Here is a 16114-nt window from a genome sequence, read left to right as displayed (position 1 = left end):
GCCGATGCTGCGGGCTTTTCGCCGCCGCCGCCGCCTGCTAGAAGCCGCCCATGGCATTCTCGCTCTCAATGGCGCGCGCCGCGGCGTCGCGAATTACCGGCCCGGCACCCCGCCGGCGCGCCTGAGCGCGCGGGGTTCACCGGGCATTGCGCGACAGCGACCAGCACCCCGACGAAATTCCCTTATCGAGCCTCAGATCCATGACCGACAAGACGCCGACCCAGAAGCCGCAGAGCGACGCCGTGGACTATTCCGCCACCCTGTTCCTGCCCCAGACCGCTTTCCCCATGCGGGGCGGCCTGCCGCAGAAGGAACCGGAGCTGCTGGAGCGTTGGGCGCGCCTCGACCTGTACAGCCGCCTGCGCGAGGCCGGGCGCGGCCGAGCGCGCTTCGTGCTGCACGACGGCCCGCCCTATGCCAACGGCAACATCCATATCGGCCACGCGCTCAACAAGATCCTGAAGGACGTGGTGACGCGCTCGCAGCAGATGCTGGGCTACGATTCCAACTACGTGCCCGGCTGGGACTGCCACGGCCTGCCCATCGAGTGGAAGATCGAGGAAGAGAACTACCGCAAGAAGGGCAAATCCAAGCCCGACCTCGCCGACAGCGCCGCCATGATCGCGTTCCGCCAGGAATGCCGCGCCTATGCCGAGCATTGGCTGGGCGAGCAGCGCCGCGAGTTCAAGCGGCTCGGCGTCGAGGGCGACTGGGACCACCCCTACACCACCATGAGCTTCCTCGGCGAGGCGCAGATCGCCCGCGAGATCATCAAGTTCGCCGAGAATGGCCTGCTCTATCGCGGCTCCAAGCCGGTCATGTGGTCGGTGGTGGAAAAGACCGCCTTGGCCGAAGCCGAGGTGGAATATCACGACCACACCTCGGATACGGTGTGGGTGAAGTTTCCGGTTAATCCGCAATTCCCTCCCGTTCCGGGTCCGGTTGTTTCTGGAACAGCGGCCGACGCCAAAGGTTTTCTGGACGGAATTTTATCTGCCTCCATTGTCATCTGGACCACCACCCCCTGGACCATGCCGGGCAACCGCGCGATCGCGTTCTCGGCCAAGATTTCCTACGGCCTGTATGAAGTGACCGAGGCGACCGACGCCTGGGCAAAGCCCGGCGACCGGGTGGTGCTCGCCGACAAGCTGGCGGAAGACGTGTTCAAGTCCGCCCGCGTGGCCGGCTTCACGCGGCTGGGGGACGTGCCGGCCTCGGTTCTCGCGGACGTGGTGTGCACCCACCCCCTCGCCGATCTTGGCTACGACTTCCTCGTCCCCCTGCTTGAAGGCGACCATGTCACCGACGAGGCGGGCACCGGCTTCGTGCACACCGCGCCGGGCCACGGCCGTGAGGATTTCGAGCTTTGGACCTCCAACCGCCGCTGGCTGGAAGAACACGGCATCAATCCCGCCATTCCCTACACGGTGGATGCCGACAGCTTCTATACCGTTCAGGCGCCCGGCTTCGCGGGCAAGCGGGTGATCACCGAAAAGGGAGAGAAGGGCGATGCCAACCAGGCCGTCATCGACGCCCTGGTGGCGGCCGGCAACCTCTTGGCGCGCGGCCGGGTGAAGCATCAATACCCGCATTCCTGGCGCTCCAAGAAGCCGGTGATCTTCCGCAACACCCCGCAATGGTTCATCGCCATGGACCAGGACATCCGCAACCCGGACGGCACCGCCGCCCCGCGTCCCGCAACGCTGGCGGGCAATGAGCCAGACACCCTGCGCGCGCGGGCGCTGGCGGGCATCAAAACCGTGGAATGGGTACCGGCGGCGGGTGAGAACCGCATCAACGGCATGATCGAGAGCCGCCCCGACTGGGTGGTCTCGCGCCAGCGCGCCTGGGGCGTGCCCATCGCCGTGTTCGTCAGGGAAAAGGGCGACGGCGAGGTCGAGATCCTCAAGGACGACGCGGTGAACGCCCGGATCACCGAGGCCTTCGAGGTGGAAGGCGCCGACGCCTGGTACAAGGAGGGGGCGCGGGAGCGGTTCCTCGGCGCGCGCGCGTCCGAGGATTGGAGCAAGGTGGGCGACATCCTCGACGTTTGGTTCGACTCTGGATCGACCCATGCATTCACGCTTGAAGTGCGTCCAGATCTTGCGACGAACAGGCCTCCATCGGGTCCAGATCGGGTGATGTATCTTGAAGGGTCGGACCAGCATCGCGGCTGGTTCCACTCCTCGCTGCTGGAGAGCTGCGGCACCCGCGGGCGCCCCCCCTATGACGCGGTGCTGACCCATGGCTTCGTGCTCGACGAGGACGGGCGCAAGATGTCCAAGTCGCTGGGAAATGTGGTTTCCCCGCAAGAGGTGATCAAGAATTCCGGCGCCGATATCCTGCGCTTGTGGGTGTGCGCCTCCGACTATGCGGACGACCTGCGCATCGGCCCGGAAATCCTCAAGACCACCGCCGATACCTACCGCAAGCTGCGCAACACCCTGCGCTGGCTGCTCGGTTCCCTGCACCACTACCACCCCGCCGACCGCATCCCATTCGCCGAGATGCCCGACCTGGAACGCTTGGTCCTGCACAAGCTTCAGGAATTGGACGTGCAGGTGCGCGCGGCCTATTCCGCCTTTGATTACAAGCGGGTAAACGCCCTGCTCACCGCCTTCATGACATCGGAGTTGTCGGCGTTCTATTTCGACGTGCGCAAGGATACGCTCTATTGCGATCCGATCTCCTCGCACACCCGCCGCGCCTGCCTCACCGTGCTGGACGAGACCTTCAACCGCCTCGTCACCTGGCTCGCTCCCATCCTGCCCTTCACCTCCGAGGAGGCGTACATCGCCCGGACGGGGACGCAGGAGGGCTCGGTTCATCTCCTCGCCTTCCCGCAAACCCCGGCGAACTGGCGCGATGAAACCCTCGCCGAAAAATGGCGGAAGATCAGGCTGGTCAGGCGTGTCGTGCTGGGCGCGCTGGAAGTCGAGCGCACGGCCAAGCGCATCGGCTCCTCGCTTGAGGCCGCGCCGGTCATCCATGTCGCCAACCCGGACCTTGCTGCCGCGCTCGCCGGCGTGGACATCGCGGAGGTCTGCATCACCAGCGGCGCAACCCTGCGTACCGACGAGGGTCCAGAAGACGCGTTCCGGCTCGAAGAGGTGCCGGGCGTTTCAGTGGTGCCGGCACGGGCGAGCGGGCGCAAGTGCGCGCGCTCCTGGAAGCTGTCGGACGATGTCGGCCTCGACGCGGACTATCCTGACGTGACGCCGCGCGACGCCGCAGCATTGCGCGAACTCGCGGTTGCCCGCGCGGCGGCGGAGTGACGGCATGAACCCGCTGCGCCTCGGCATCGTCGTGGCTTTCCTGGCCCTTGTCCTGGACCAGGGCAGCAAGACGGCCGTGCTCCACTGGTCCGACAATTGGACGGAACCCAGCCGGCAGATCCTGCCGTTCTTGGATTTCGTCTATCTCTGGAACACGGGCATCAGCTATGGCCTGTTCCCCCAGGGCGACACCGGGCGGTGGGTGCTGGTGGCCATAAAGGTGGTGGCGGCGGTGCTGTTCGCCGCGTGGCTGGCACGGACCTCGCGCCGGCTGGAGGCGTTCGCGCTCGGTCTTCTGATCGGCGGGGCGATCGGCAATGCGGTGGACCGGCTGGTCTACGGCGCCGTATTCGATTTCATTTCGCTGCACGCATTCGGCTACCACTGGTACGTGTTCAACCTCGCCGATGTGGCGGTCGTTGTGGGAGTTGCTCTGCTCCTTTATGATGCCGTCTTTGTACGTGCCTCAAAAACGCCGCCCTCGGGCGTCAGCCCTAAAGGCTGACTGGCGCCGGAAGCCCGCTCTGCGGCTTCGGTGGCAAAGGCGAGAGGGCGAGGCGCAGTGCTGAGGAAAAGGCCCATGCGGACGAACACACACTGGCGCGATATCCTGGGCGGGCGGATTCTGTCCGCACTTCCAAAGGCGGCGCTTGGCCTGAGCCTGGCCGGCGGAATGGCGCTGGCTCCCGTTTCGGCCCACGCGGCGGACGGCGACTTCTTCCAGAACATCATGGGTGCCATCGGCCTCGTGAACGAGGAGAAGCCCGATATCAAGTATCGCGAGCGGGCGCCTCTGGTGATTCCGCCCTCGACGGTCGCAACAACGCTGCCTTCTCCCAAGGCAGGCGCCGAGGCGACCAATCCGAACTGGCCGAAGGACCCGGACGTGCTGCGCGCCCGCGCCGCCAATAGCGAGGACCGGACCCCCGTTGGCCTCAATGGCATCGACCAACGCGGCAACCCGCTTTTGCCCTCTCAGCTCAACAATGTGCGGCACAAGCCCACTGCCAGCGCCACAAGCGGTGGTCCGGTCGGCGCAGGTCAGCGCGGACGCGACGAGCTTATGCCCAGCGAACTCGGCTTTACCGGCTGGTTCAAGGGGATGAATGGCGCATTCGGCGATGAGAAGCCGATCGCGTTCAACGGCGAGCCGGAACGTGAAAGCCTCACGGCTCCCCCGCCCGGCTACCAGACGCCTGCGCCCAACGCGCCGTATGGCGTGGTGGAAAAGAAGCAGGACACATGGAAGCTGCCGAGCCTCTTCGATATGCACCAGTGAGCCTCGCGCCTCGCTAAGCTCGGCACGCTGTGCCGGACTTTATTCCGAGGCGTGCGACGGCCCCTTGCGCCGGAAAATGTGAAGCCGAACTCGGACCATCCGAGCCCGAGAGTATGGGTAAACCGGTTTCAGGCTCATTCCTGACAACATCCCGTTCCAGCGTCCCGCCACCTTGGCGCGCCCGTGCCTCGTTTGTGGAAGAACCAACGTGAATTTGAGAACCCTCGCCATGGCTGCCATCATTGCCGGGACCGCCGCGTCCGCCGCCTTTTCCGACGCGCGCGCCGCTGGTCCCCAGATCAGCCAGTTCGAGCTTCCCAACGGCCTGAAGATCATGGTGATTCCGGATCACCGGACCCCCGTTGTGACCCACATGGTCTGGTATCAGGTGGGCTCGGCCGATGAGCAGCCGGGAAAGTCGGGCATCGCCCATTTCCTTGAACATCTGATGTTCAAGGGCACCGAAAACACGCCTCCGGGCAAGTTCTCGGCCGAGGTGTCGCGCCTGGGCGGCCAGGAAAACGCCTTCACCTCGTATGATTACACCTCCTATTACCAGCGGGTCGCCAAGGAGCACCTGGAGAAGGTGATGGCGTTCGAGGCCGACCGCATGACCGGCCTCAAGCTGACCGACGAAGTGGTCCTGCCCGAGCGCGACGTCGTGCTGGAGGAGCGCCGCATGCGCACCGACAATGATCCCGGTGCCCGTCTGGCCGAGGCCCTTCAGGCCGCCACTTATGTGAACCACCCCTACCAGCACCCCATCATCGGCTGGGAGCACGAGATCAAACAGCTCAACCGGGAGGATGCGCTGGCCTTCTACCGGCGCTTCTATGCCCCCAACAACGCCGTGCTTGTGGTCGCCGGTGATGTCGATCCGGAAGCCGTGAAGGCGCTGGCGGAGAAGACCTACGGCAAGGTCGCCCGTGCAGATACGCCACCGCGCAATCGCCCGCAGGAGCCGGAGCCCGAGGCGCACCGCCGCGTGTCGCTGTCCGACCCCCGCGTGGCGCAGCCGAGCGTGCAACGCTCCTACCTCGTGCCCTCCTATCGCACCGGCAAGGACCGGGAGGCGGAAGCCCTTGATCTCGCAGCGCAAATCCTCGGCGGCGGCCAGACTGGCCGGCTCTACCGGGCGCTCGTGGTGGACAAGGGCATCGCGGCCGGTGCCGGCGCCTGGTACCAGGGCACGTCCTATGACGCGACCCGCTTCGGCGTCTCTGCCTCGCCCCGCCCCGGCGTCACGCTTGAACAGCTTGAAGCCGCCATGGATGCCGTGGTGACCAAGTTCGCCGAGGAAGGCCCGGACGAGGTGGAGCTTGCCCGCGCCAAGACCCGGATGACCGCCGACGCCATTTATGCCCGCGACAACCAGGCGACGCTGGCCCGCATTTACGGCGCGGCCTGGGCCACCGGCGTGTCGGTGGACGACGTCAACAAGTGGCCGGACCGGGTGAAGGCCGTCACTGCCGATGAGATCAAGGAAGCGACCAAGCGGTATCTCACGCTCAATCGCGCCATCACCGGCTATCTCTCCGCGCCCGTCATTCCGACCACGCCCGCCAAGGCCGAGACGCGGGAGAACCGTTCGTGATGGCGTCTCAAGCGCGCGGCGGCACTTCCGCTCGGCCCTTCCTGGGGCATCTTCTTTTGTTGGTGATCATGTCCCTTTCCCTCGTCTCCCCCGCCGCAGCCCAGTCGCAGACCACCCGCATCACGCGTGTGATGAGCCCCGGCGGCATCGAGGCCTGGCTGGTGCACGACACCACGCTTCCGCTGATCGCCATGGAGTTCGCCTTTGTCGGCGGTGCCGCGCAGGACCCGGCCGGCAAGCCCGGCGTCGCCAGCCTCACCGCCTCGCTGCTGGATGAGGGCGCGGGCGATCTCGACGCCGCCGCCTTCCAGCGCGCGGTGGCCGACAAGGCCATGGAAATTTCGTTCGACGCAGGCCGCGACGAACTGCGCGGTTCCCTGCGCACCCTGTCCGAGAACCAGGACACCGCATTCGACCTGCTGCGACTGGCCGTGACCAAGCCGCGCTTCGACGAGGAGGCCGTGGAGCGCATTCGCGCCGCTCAGCTCGCTTCTCTGCGCCGCCGCTCCACCGATCCCAACACCCTGGCGAGCGAACGCTGGTTTGCTCTCGCCTTCCCGGAACATCCCTATGGTCGCCCGGTGGACGGGACGCTTGCGAGCGTGCCCACCATCACCCGCGACGACCTCAAGGCATTCACCACCCGCACCATGGCGCGCGGCAACTTGAAGGTGGCCGTGGTGGGCGACATCAGCCCCGAGGCCCTGGGCCGGGAACTGGACCGGGTGTTCGGCGCCTTGCCCGCCAAGGCCAACCTTACCCCGGTGGCCAATGTGACGCCCAAGGGCATCGGCACCATTGATGTGATCCCGTTGAACGTGCCCCAGTCGGTCGTTCTGATGGGCACCACGGGCCTGGAACGCAAGGACAAGGATTTCATCCCCGCCTTCGTGCTGAACCACATTCTCGGCGGCAGCGCGTTTTCCTCGCGCCTGTTCAAGGAAATCCGCGAGGCACGCGGGCTCGCTTATTCGGTCTATTCCTATCAGGTCGCGCTCGACCACGTAGGCCTGTGGTTCGCAGGCACTGCGACCAAGAACGAGCGGGCGGGCGAATCCATCCGCCTCATTGGCGAGGAGTTCCGCAAGATCCTGAACGAAGGGCCAGCTCAAGACGAACTGGACGAAGCCAGAAGCTACCTTACCGGCAGCTATGCGCTGCGCTTCGACACCTCCTCGAAGGTGGCGGGCCAGTTGCTGCAAATCCAGATCGACAATCTCGGCATCGATTATATCGACCGCAGAAACGCGCTGATCGAGGCGGTCACGCTTGAAGATCTCAAGCGCGTCGCCAAGCGCCTGACCGATTCGGCCACCGCTCTCACGGTGGTGGTCGGGCGGCCCGCCGGCCTCCCGGGCGGCTGAGCCACCTTAACCATGCGCGCGGATTGTACGCCGTCGAAGCGTTGCCGCGTCTGCATCGGGCGTTAACATTCTGTTATAGAAACGCCCGACGCCCCTTTTCCGGAGCCGTGCCATGTCCTTGCCGTTCGCCGCATCCTCGCTCTGCCGCGTGCTGATGCCAGCCGCGCTGGCGATGCTGCTCGCCGGTTGCGGCGGCAACTCCCAGGGACTGTTCGGCGCGCCAGGCACCGACATCGACCCGGCTCTCGGCGGGCAGCGCATTTCCGACCAGGCCGTGGCCGGTGTCGGCGGACGGAGCCCGGCGGCGGTTGCCCCGGCGCCGCTGACCATGGGCTCGGGCCCGGATGCCGTCGAACTCTCCTGCCCGGTGGTGGATGTCCGCTCCGGCGCCGCCACATGGCAGGTGCCCGCTCCAGGCGGCGGCCTGCGCTACCAGGGCTCCATCGGCAACCTTGCCCGCGAATGCGCCATTGTCGGCAACACCATGACCATGAAGGTGGGCATGGAGGGCCGCGTGCTGCTGGGTGACAAGGGGACCGCCGGCGGCGTGAGCGTGCCGATCCGGATCGCCGTGGTGCAGGAAGGCCCGTCGCCCAAGACAATCCTGACCAAGTTCTTCACGGTGCCGCTGAACATACCGGCGGCGGAAGGGCAGACCACCTTCAACGTGGTCGAGGACACCATCTCCTTCCCCATCACCAATCCAGGCGACATCGAGAAGTATGTCGTCTACGTCGGCTTCGACCCCAAGGGCACGCCCGAGGCAAAGCCACGCTCTACGACGCCCGCGCGGCCGCGTCCGCCGGCTGCGGCCAGCGCGCCTGCGGCGGCTGCACCCGCGGCCCCGGCGCCCGCCGCCGCGGCACCTGCCCCGGCAGCTCCTGCTGCCGCATCGGGCGGCACGTTCGGTCCGCCGCCGTCAGCCGGAAGCACCTTTGCCGCGCCGCCGGCGAGCGGAACCTTCGGCCCGCCGCCCGCGACCTTCGGACCGCCCCCCGCGCAATAGCCGTTCTGCCATTGGCTTGAGATCTCATCCCCAGGGGAAACGCGAGAGCCTCCGGGCTCGCGTTGACGGGGCCTAGAGATGTTCTATGCTGCGCTGCGACGGTGGCTTGCTGCTGTCGATCGGACGATCCCTGCGGGAGAGACCGGCTGTTCCAGGCTTCACAAGCTACGGAATGAGGCCGGCGCCGAAGGCGCAACCGCCCCGGAACCGCTCAGGCAAAAGGGCCGCAGGGGGACGAGACTCTGGAAAGAAGCCGCAGAATTGGACGCGGCTCGCCGAAGGAGTAATCCGTGCCCGTTCCACCGGGCGCGGTGAAATCTCTCAGGCTCCGGTGACAGAGGGGGCGCCGACCGGGTCAAAAGCCCGGTGGTTCTGGCGCGACCCTATGGACACCCTATGACCCAATCCCCCGATACCCTGTTGCGCACGCCGCTCTACGCGGCCCACGCGGCGCTTGGCGCACGCCTCGTGCCGTTCGCCGGATATGAGATGCCGGTGCAATATCCTGATGGCATCATTGCCGAGCACAATTGGACCCGCACCCACGCGGGCCTGTTCGATGTCTCGCACATGGGCCAGGCGCTGCTTGTCGGACCGGACCATGAGACCACCGCGCGGGCGCTCGAAGCCCTGTTGCCGGCGGATATCGTGAACCTGAAGCACGGGCAGCAGCGCTACTCCCAGCTTCTCGCCGACGACGGCGGCATCCTCGACGACCTGATGGTCACGCGCCCCTCCAATCCGGAGCTGGACGGCACGCTGATTCTGGTGGTGAACGCCGCCGGCAAGCGCGAGGACTACGCCCATATCGCCGCGCGCCTGCCCGCAGATGTGCGGCTGGACATCCAGGACCATCTCGCGCTGATCGCGATCCAGGGGCCGGAGGCGGCGCACGTCATGGCGCGTCACAGCCCGGAAGCCGCTGCGCTGTTGTTCATGACCGCGAGCCCGACCACGTTCGATGGCGTCTACTGCCACATCTCGCGCTCCGGCTACACCGGGGAGGACGGCTATGAAATTTCGGTGGCGGCGGACGCGGTCGAGAAGATCTGGGCGCATCTCCTGGCCGACCCCGAGGTGAAGCCGATCGGCCTCGGCGCGCGCGATTCTCTGCGCCTCGAAGCGGGTCTGTGCCTCTACGGTCACGACATTGATCCCTCTACCTCGCCGGTGGAGGCCGCATTGGCGTGGTCGATCCAGAAGCGCCGCCGCCTTGAAGGCGGCTTCCCCGGCGCCGCGCGCATCCAACGCGAACTGGCGGACGGCCCGGCCCGTACCCGCATCGGCCTGCGCCTGGAGGGCCGCGCGCCGGCCCGCGAAGGCGCGGACATCGTCAAGGACGGCACGCGCGTCGGCATCGTCACATCAGGCGGCTTCTCGCCGACGCGCGGTGAGCCCATCGCCATGGGCTATGTGCCGCCCGCGCTGGCCGCGCCGGGCACCGCCATCGACATCATGGTCCGCGGCAAGCCGCTGGCGGCGACCATCGTTCAACTGCCGTTCGTGGCCCAGCGCTACGCCCGCAAGACTTCCAAGGGGGACTGAAAATGAGCGACACCCGCTACACCAAGGATCACGAATACGCCCGGATCGACGGCGACGTCGCCACCATCGGCATCTCGGATTATGCCCAGAGTCAGCTTGGCGACGTGGTCTATGTGGAACTTCCCGAGATCGGCACCCACGTCGTCCAGGGCAAGGAAGCCGCAGTGGTCGAGAGCGTGAAGGCCGCAAGCGAGGTCTATGCCCCCATTTCCGGCGAAGTCGTTGAGGTCAATCCCGACCTGGAAGCCACCCCTGCCACCGTCAACGAAGACGCCGAGGGCAAGGGCTGGTTCGTCAAGCTGAGGATCACCGATCCCAAGCAACTCGACGGCCTCATGTCCGCCGAGGATTACGACGCTTTCCTCAAGACCATTTCCTGAGCCGGAGCACAGCCGCATCATGCGCTATCTCCCCCTCACGCCCGAGGACCGCACCGAGATGCTGGCGCGCGTCGGCGTGCCGTCGGTGGACGCGTTGTTCGCCGACATCCCCGCCGACAAGCGTCTCGACGCCCTGCCGGACCTGCCGTTGCGCAAGACCGAAATGGACGTGGAGCGCGCGCTTGCGCGCCTCGCCGCGCGCAACGTCCCGGCGGGGACGGTGCCATTCTTCGTCGGCGCGGGCGCTTATCGCCATCACGTCCCGGCAACCGTCGACCATCTGATCCAGCGCTCGGAGTTCCTCACCTCCTACACCCCCTACCAGCCCGAGATCGCCCAGGGCACGCTGCAATATCTGTTCGAGTTCCAGACCCAGGTTGCCGAACTCACCGGCATGGAGGTGGCCAACGCCTCCATGTATGACGGCTCCACCGCCGCCGCCGAAGCCGTGCTCATGGCGCACCGGATCACCAAGCGGGATCGCTCCGTGCTGGCGGGCAACCTGCACCCGCACTATGCCGAGACCATCGCCACGGTCTCCCACCATGCCGACCTGCCGCTGACCCACCTGCCGCCGGTGCCGGGTGGGAACGAGGACATCCTCTCCGCCATCGACACCACCATCGCCTGCGTAGTGGTGCAGAGTCCGGACGTGTTCGGCAATCTGGTGGACCTCAAGCCGATCGCCGAGAAGGCCCATGCCGCCGGTGCACTGCTTGTGGCGGTGTTTACAGACGCGGTGTCGCTCGGCCTGATCGAGCCGCCGGGCGCCCAGGGCGCTGACATCGTGGTGGGCGAGGGCCAGTCCATCGGCAATGCGCTGAATTTCGGCGGGCCCTATGTCGGGCTGTTCACTACACGGCAGAAATTCGTGCGGCAGATGCCCGGGCGCCTTGCCGGCGAAACCGTTGATGCGGAAGGTCGGCGCGGGTTCGTGCTCACCCTCTCCACCCGCGAGCAGCATATCCGCCGCGAAAAGGCGACCTCCAACATCTGCACCAATTCCGGCCTCTGCGCGCTGGCGTTCACCATCCATCTCTCGCTGCTGGGAGAGGCCGGGCTCACTCGCCTTGCCCGCATCAACCACGCCGCCGCCTGCGACCTCGCGGACAAGCTGGCGACGGTGGACGGCGTGAGCGTGCTCAACGCCAGCTTCTTCAACGAATTCACCATCCGCGTGCCCGGCGATGCGGCGGATGTGGTGGAAAAGCTGGCCGCCAAGGGCATCCTCGGCGGCGTTCCCTATTCCCGCCTCGCGCCCAAAGCCGGGCTCGACGACCTGATCCTGGTGGCGGCGACCGAGACCACCACGGCCGACGACCGTACGGCCTATGCCGCCGTACTGAAGGCGGTGCTGGCATGAGCATGCGCCTCTCCGCCCACGCCATAGCCCCCCTCTCCCGCTGGCGGGGGAGGGTTGGGGAGGGGGCCTGTGAACCAGAGCCATCCTTCGCCATCTCCGCGCCCGGTCCTTTCCCCCTCCCTAGCCCTCCCCCGCAAGCGGGAGAGGGAATGACGCTGCGCCCGCACGGCGCTTTCTTCTTCTGTTGCTTGGAGGCCCGCTCATGAACCGCGAAGGACGCGGCGCGACGGCGCCGAACCCCACCCCATCCGCCACGCCCTCCACATTCACAGGCAACCGCGCGCTGGACCTGGAGGAAGGCCTGCTGTTCGAGATCGGCCGGCAGGACGTCACCGGCGTCGACCTCGACGAGCCGGAAGCCTTCACGCCGCGTCTCGGTGGTTTGGAACGCACGGCGCCATTGGGCCTGCCCGGCCTCGCCGAGCCCGAGGCCATGCGCCATTATGTGCGCCTGTCGCGCATGAACTACGGCATCGACAGCGGCCTGTTCCCGCTCGGCTCCTGCACCATGAAGCACAATCCGCGCCTCAACGAGCGCATGGCGCGGCTTGCCGGCTTCGCCGATCTGCACCCGCTACAGCCGGTCTCCACCGCCCAGGGCGCGCTGACGCTGATCTCAGACCTGTGCCGCTATCTCATGACCCTCACCGGCATGCAGGCGGTGGCGTTCACGCCGAAGGCCGGCGCGCATGGCGAATTGTGCGGCATGATGGCCATCAAGGCGGCTCTGGCCGCGCGGGGCGAGGCGCGCCCCTTGGTCCTGGTGCCGGAAAGCGCCCATGGCACCAATCCCGCCACCGCCGCGCTGCTGGGCTATGAGGTGAAGTCCATTCCAGCCCGGCCCGACGGCACGGTGGATGTTGAAAGCGTGAAGGCGGCGCTCTCCACCGACGTCGCCGCCATCATGCTCACCAACCCCAACACCTGCGGCCTGTTCGAGCGCGACGTGGTGGAAATCGCGGAAGCGGTGCATGCCGCCGGCGCCTACTTCTATGCGGACGGCGCCAACTTCAATGCCATCCTCGGCAAGGTGCGGATCGGTGATCTCGGCGTCGATGCCATGCACATCAACCTGCACAAGACCTTCTCGACGCCCCACGGCGGCGGCGGGCCGGGTGCGGGGCCGGTGGTTCTGTCTGCCGCGCTCGCGCCCTTTGCCCCGGTACCGGCGGTGGTGGCGGACAAGGACGGTTTCCGCCTTCTGGAAGAAGCCGGCAGCGAAGGCACCGAGCAGACGCTGGGACGCATGTGCGCATTCCATGGCCAGATGGGCATGTTCGTGCGCGCCATGGCCTGGATGCTCTCCCACGGCGCCGACGGCATGCGGCAGGCGTCCGAAGATGCCGTGCTCTCCGCCAACTATATCCGCGCCAGCCTGATGGACCTCATGAGCGCCCCGTTCGCGGAGCGCCCGGCGATGCACGAGGCGCTGTTCGACGATGCCTGGCTGGAGGGCACCGGGCTCTCGACCCTCGATATCGCCAAGGCAATGATCGACGAGGGGTATCACCCCATGACGGTCTATTTTCCGCTGGTGGTGCACGGCGCTATGCTGATCGAGCCGACCGAGAGCGAATCCAAGGCGTCTCTCGACCTGTTCATCGGCGCTCTGCGCGATCTCGCCATGGCGGCGAAAGCCGGCGACACGGCACGCTTCCTCGGTGCGCCCTATTATGCGCCGCGCCGGCGGCTGGACGAGACACGGGCGGCTCGCGCGCCCGTGCTGCGCTGGGTGAAGCCGGCGCCGCTGCCGCAGGCGGCGCAATAGCCGCTATTTGGTTGCCCTGCGCCACTTCAGGGGCAGGGCAACCACCAACAGCCCGAGGACGATCAGCCCCATCCCCGCAAGCCGCAAGGGGGGAAACCGCTCTCCCAGCACCAGCGCCGCCGACACCGTGCCGGCGAGCGGCACCAGCAGCGAAAACGGCGCCACAGTGCTGGCGGGGTAAATTTTCAGCAGCCAGCCCCAGATGCCATAACCCAGCAGCGTCGCGGCGACCGCGAGGTAGGCCAGCGCCCCGAAACCCACCCAGGTGGGATGCACCAGGGCAAAGGACACCGCCGGCCATCCTTCCAGCGCCAGCGACAGGGCAAATGCGGGCAACGGCGGCACGAGGCTCAGCCACGCCATCAGCGCGAACATCTCGGTTGGCGGCGCCCGCCGCACCAGCACATTTCCCCACGCCCAGCTCAGCGCCCCGATGAGGGTCAGGACAAGGCCGAGCACCGTCATATCGCCGCCCACCGTGGTCGCGATCAGCAGCAGACCCGCGAAGGCGACGGTGACGCCCGCGATCTGTCGGGCGGAAGGGCGCTCCCCAAGCATGGCGGCGGCGATCAGGATCGTGAAGAACGCCTGCGCCTGGAGCGTCAGCGATGCGAGGCCCGGCGGCATGCCGTTGGCGATGGCGGTGAACAGAAAGCCGAATTGACCCAGGAACCAGGTTGCCCCGATCGCCACCAATTGCCCCAGCGGCATGGTCGGGCGCGGCACGAACGCCACTGGCAGCGCCGCCGCCAGAAACCTCAAGGCTGTGAGCAGCAGGGGCGGATAATGATCCAGCCCGAAGCGCATGACGACGAAATTGAAGCCCCAGATGACCGCGACAAGTACGGCAAGGGCAATGTGGCGGGGCGCCATGTCGGGTCCAGGACGAGTAAACTTACGCGGCCATCTAGTCCCGGACCCGCCCTGGGCACAAACGATTTGCGGTGACATGATCCATCGCCCGGAGCGATGGATCGCGAAGCGGCTGCGCCCTGGCGTCATCTGCGGGCGCATACTGTGCGCCGTCCCACTTCCGGGAAGCGCGCGTTAGATGTCCCGCGAACTGTATGTCGCTGCCATTCAATCGGTGCCCGGCTGGGCCACCGGCAGCGGAATGGTCGAAGGCTGCGGGATCGGGACGGAATAATATTTACGACCCGCGATCACACCGGTCGCGAACGGACCGACACTTTTGTCCGCGGCAACCGAGCCGGTCGCATAAGACATGGGACCGGGCGGACGCAGAAGCGTGGGCTGCGGCACGGCGCCGGGCGGCGTCAGGACCGGCTGGTGCGGATCGCCCTGCCCAGGGTATGCGCGCTGGGGCGCGCCATAGGACGGCGGATAGGCGGGGCTCTGCGCATAGGGCGGCGCTGACGGCTGCGGCTGCTGCACCTGCGGCGGATAACCGCGTGAATACTCCTGCACGCCGTGCTCCGGCGGGTGGGGCATGATGTCGAGCGGCGCACCGGCCGGCGCACTGGCCGGCTGCGGCGGCGCGGGCTGCTGCATCATGGGCTGCTGCATCAATGGCGGTGGACCAGATGCCGGCGCGATCATGGCTCCTCCGGCCGGCGGCCCCGGCTGGCGGGCCATCAGCACCGGCGGCGCCATCGGCTTGGGCGCGGGCTGGCAGATCACACGCCCCTTGGCGTGGCGCATCAGATCCACATGGATATGGTCATAGTGATAAACGTTGGAACCGGGCGCCAGGATGGTGGTGAACACCTCACAGGCACCGGCCTGCACCTGTAGAAGAAAGCCGCGCGTTTCCTGCGGCCCCTTCCAATTGTCCTTGACGGTGATGACACGCCCATCCGCCAGGATGAAGGCACCCACATCCAACGCATTGCCGAAGGCATGCTCGGAAATCTTGGCGGAAGAATCCCCGTTCATGCCACGGCAGGAATAGGAGGACATCTGCTTGATGCCTGCCACCTGCTGCCCCAGCCACGCCACGGCGGCGGGCTGGACCACCTGCTCCAGCCAGACGTTGAGATTGCGAATCATCGGGCAGGCGAGGGTCGCGCGCGGCTCCACCGCGACCAGACCCTCATCAAGCGCCGTGATGCGGAAGGGATGCTCCATGCCGCAGGAGCCGGCGCCGTTGATGGCGCTTATAGGCTCCACATAGGGGGAGACCGTGACGCCTTTCTCGGCGATGCACTGCTCCTCCGCTTCGGCGCGCCAGGGCTCCCGTCGGTCGAACATATCGAAACGACAGCCCGACAGGAGCCCCACGCAGACGAGCGGGGCTACGAAATACCTGAATACTCCGCGCGTCATGAAGCCACGATGCACGGCGGGGGTTGAGATCAGGTTAAAGGCCGACGCCCTACGCCTGCTTCATTGAGCGCGTCACGGCGCCGCCGGGCGCTGGGCAAAAAATGTCTGCTCCAGCAATCCACAGCCCGCCTTGCGCGACGCGAAGCTTGCCGATATAGAGGCGTCCTCCCGGCGGATGGGCGCGTAGCTCAGCGGGAGAGCACTACGTTGACATCGTAGGGGTCACAGGTTCGATCCCTGTCGCGCCCACCATC

General features: G+C 66.7%; 12 protein-coding genes, 1 tRNA gene and 2 riboswitches. Of the genes, 11 read left to right on the top strand and 2 right to left on the bottom strand.

The genetic code is table 11. From position 1 onward, the window contains the following. Positions 1–200 precede the first annotated feature (200 nt). The 10 genes from ileS (at position 201) to gcvPB (ending at position 13574) form a co-directional block, all read left to right on the top strand. Positions 201–3275, top strand: a complete 3075-nt coding sequence (ileS, locus tag ADADO0_RS15170; RefSeq protein ID WP_511306013.1) for an isoleucine--tRNA ligase — start codon at positions 201–203, stop codon at positions 3273–3275. 4 nt (positions 3276–3279) lie between these two features. After that, a complete protein-coding gene (gene lspA, locus ADADO0_RS15165) occupies positions 3280–3780 on the top strand; it encodes a signal peptidase II (RefSeq protein WP_511306012.1) in 501 nt (166 codons plus the stop codon). A gap of 75 nt (positions 3781–3855) precedes the next feature. Next, a complete protein-coding gene (locus ADADO0_RS15160; protein WP_511306011.1) occupies positions 3856–4554 on the top strand; it encodes a hypothetical protein in 699 nt (232 codons plus the stop codon). A 229-nt stretch (positions 4555–4783) separates the two neighbouring features. Then, the gene (locus ADADO0_RS15155; RefSeq protein ID WP_511306539.1) at positions 4784–6148 is read left to right on the top strand and encodes a M16 family metallopeptidase; all 1365 of its coding nucleotides are present in this window, start codon (positions 4784–4786) and stop codon (positions 6146–6148) included. Beyond that, on the top strand, positions 6148–7512 hold the full coding sequence (locus ADADO0_RS15150) for a M16 family metallopeptidase (protein ID WP_511306538.1): 1365 nt from the start codon (positions 6148–6150) through the stop codon (positions 7510–7512). The genes ADADO0_RS15155 and ADADO0_RS15150 overlap by 1 nt, the downstream gene beginning before the upstream one ends. Positions 7513–7624: 112 nt before the next feature. After that, complete coding sequence (locus tag ADADO0_RS15145; RefSeq protein ID WP_511306010.1) at positions 7625–8518, top strand: hypothetical protein; 894 nt, start codon at positions 7625–7627, stop codon at positions 8516–8518. 123 nt (positions 8519–8641) lie between these two features. Next, a riboswitch (glycine riboswitch) is annotated at positions 8642–8755 on the top strand. Positions 8756–8758: 3 nt separating this feature from the next. Beyond that, positions 8759–8858: riboswitch (glycine riboswitch) on the top strand. 56 nt (positions 8859–8914) lie between these two features. Then, positions 8915–10063: a glycine cleavage system aminomethyltransferase GcvT gene (gene gcvT / locus ADADO0_RS15140; protein ID WP_511306009.1), complete on the top strand. Its 1149-nt coding sequence runs from the start codon at positions 8915–8917 to the stop codon at positions 10061–10063. A 2-nt stretch (positions 10064–10065) separates the two neighbouring features. Next, complete coding sequence (gene gcvH / locus ADADO0_RS15135; protein WP_511306008.1) at positions 10066–10443, top strand: glycine cleavage system protein GcvH; 378 nt, start codon at positions 10066–10068, stop codon at positions 10441–10443. 19 nt (positions 10444–10462) lie between these two features. Next, entirely contained in the window at positions 10463–11806 is a 1344-nt protein-coding gene (gcvPA, locus tag ADADO0_RS15130; protein ID WP_511306007.1) for an aminomethyl-transferring glycine dehydrogenase subunit GcvPA, read from the top strand. Positions 11807–12008: 202 nt separating this feature from the next. Next, a complete protein-coding gene (gene gcvPB / locus ADADO0_RS15125; protein ID WP_511306006.1) occupies positions 12009–13574 on the top strand; it encodes an aminomethyl-transferring glycine dehydrogenase subunit GcvPB in 1566 nt (521 codons plus the stop codon). Between the two features lie 3 nt (positions 13575–13577). Here the strand turns inward: gcvPB and ADADO0_RS15120 are convergent, their stop codons facing one another. Further along, complete coding sequence (locus ADADO0_RS15120; RefSeq protein ID WP_511306005.1) at positions 13578–14447, bottom strand: EamA family transporter; 870 nt, start codon at positions 14445–14447, stop codon at positions 13578–13580. 207 nt (positions 14448–14654) lie between these two features. Next, positions 14655–15785, bottom strand: a complete 1131-nt coding sequence (locus ADADO0_RS15115) for an extensin-like domain-containing protein (protein ID WP_511306004.1) — start codon at positions 15783–15785, stop codon at positions 14655–14657. A gap of 252 nt (positions 15786–16037) precedes the next feature. On the opposite strand from ADADO0_RS15115, the gene ADADO0_RS15110 reads away from it, so the two are divergent. Next, positions 16038–16112, top strand: a tRNA-Val gene (locus tag ADADO0_RS15110). Positions 16113–16114 lie beyond the last annotated feature (2 nt).

The organism is Aquabacter sp., assembly GCF_965279295.1.
Taxonomy (GTDB): domain Bacteria; phylum Pseudomonadota; class Alphaproteobacteria; order Rhizobiales; family Xanthobacteraceae; genus Aquabacter.
The sequence above is the reverse complement of the archived record's forward strand: the minus strand, read 5'-3'. Positions and strand labels throughout refer to the sequence as shown.

Coding starts and splice junctions, on each gene's coding strand:
- ileS (WP_511306013.1), top strand. CDS start 201: ATGACCGACAAGACGCCGACCCAGAAGCCGCAGAGCGACGCCGTGGAC.
- lspA (WP_511306012.1), top strand. CDS start 3,280: ATGAACCCGCTGCGCCTCGGCATCGTCGTGGCTTTCCTGGCCCTTGTC.
- ADADO0_RS15160 (WP_511306011.1), top strand. CDS start 3,856: ATGCGGACGAACACACACTGGCGCGATATCCTGGGCGGGCGGATTCTG.
- ADADO0_RS15155 (WP_511306539.1), top strand. CDS start 4,784: ATGGCTGCCATCATTGCCGGGACCGCCGCGTCCGCCGCCTTTTCCGAC.
- ADADO0_RS15150 (WP_511306538.1), top strand. CDS start 6,148: ATGGCGTCTCAAGCGCGCGGCGGCACTTCCGCTCGGCCCTTCCTGGGG.
- ADADO0_RS15145 (WP_511306010.1), top strand. CDS start 7,625: ATGTCCTTGCCGTTCGCCGCATCCTCGCTCTGCCGCGTGCTGATGCCA.
- gcvT (WP_511306009.1), top strand. CDS start 8,915: ATGACCCAATCCCCCGATACCCTGTTGCGCACGCCGCTCTACGCGGCC.
- gcvH (WP_511306008.1), top strand. CDS start 10,066: ATGAGCGACACCCGCTACACCAAGGATCACGAATACGCCCGGATCGAC.
- gcvPA (WP_511306007.1), top strand. CDS start 10,463: ATGCGCTATCTCCCCCTCACGCCCGAGGACCGCACCGAGATGCTGGCG.
- gcvPB (WP_511306006.1), top strand. CDS start 12,009: ATGAACCGCGAAGGACGCGGCGCGACGGCGCCGAACCCCACCCCATCC.
- ADADO0_RS15120 (WP_511306005.1), bottom strand. CDS start 14,447: ATGGCGCCCCGCCACATTGCCCTTGCCGTACTTGTCGCGGTCATCTGG.
- ADADO0_RS15115 (WP_511306004.1), bottom strand. CDS start 15,785: ATGTTCGACCGACGGGAGCCCTGGCGCGCCGAAGCGGAGGAGCAGTGC.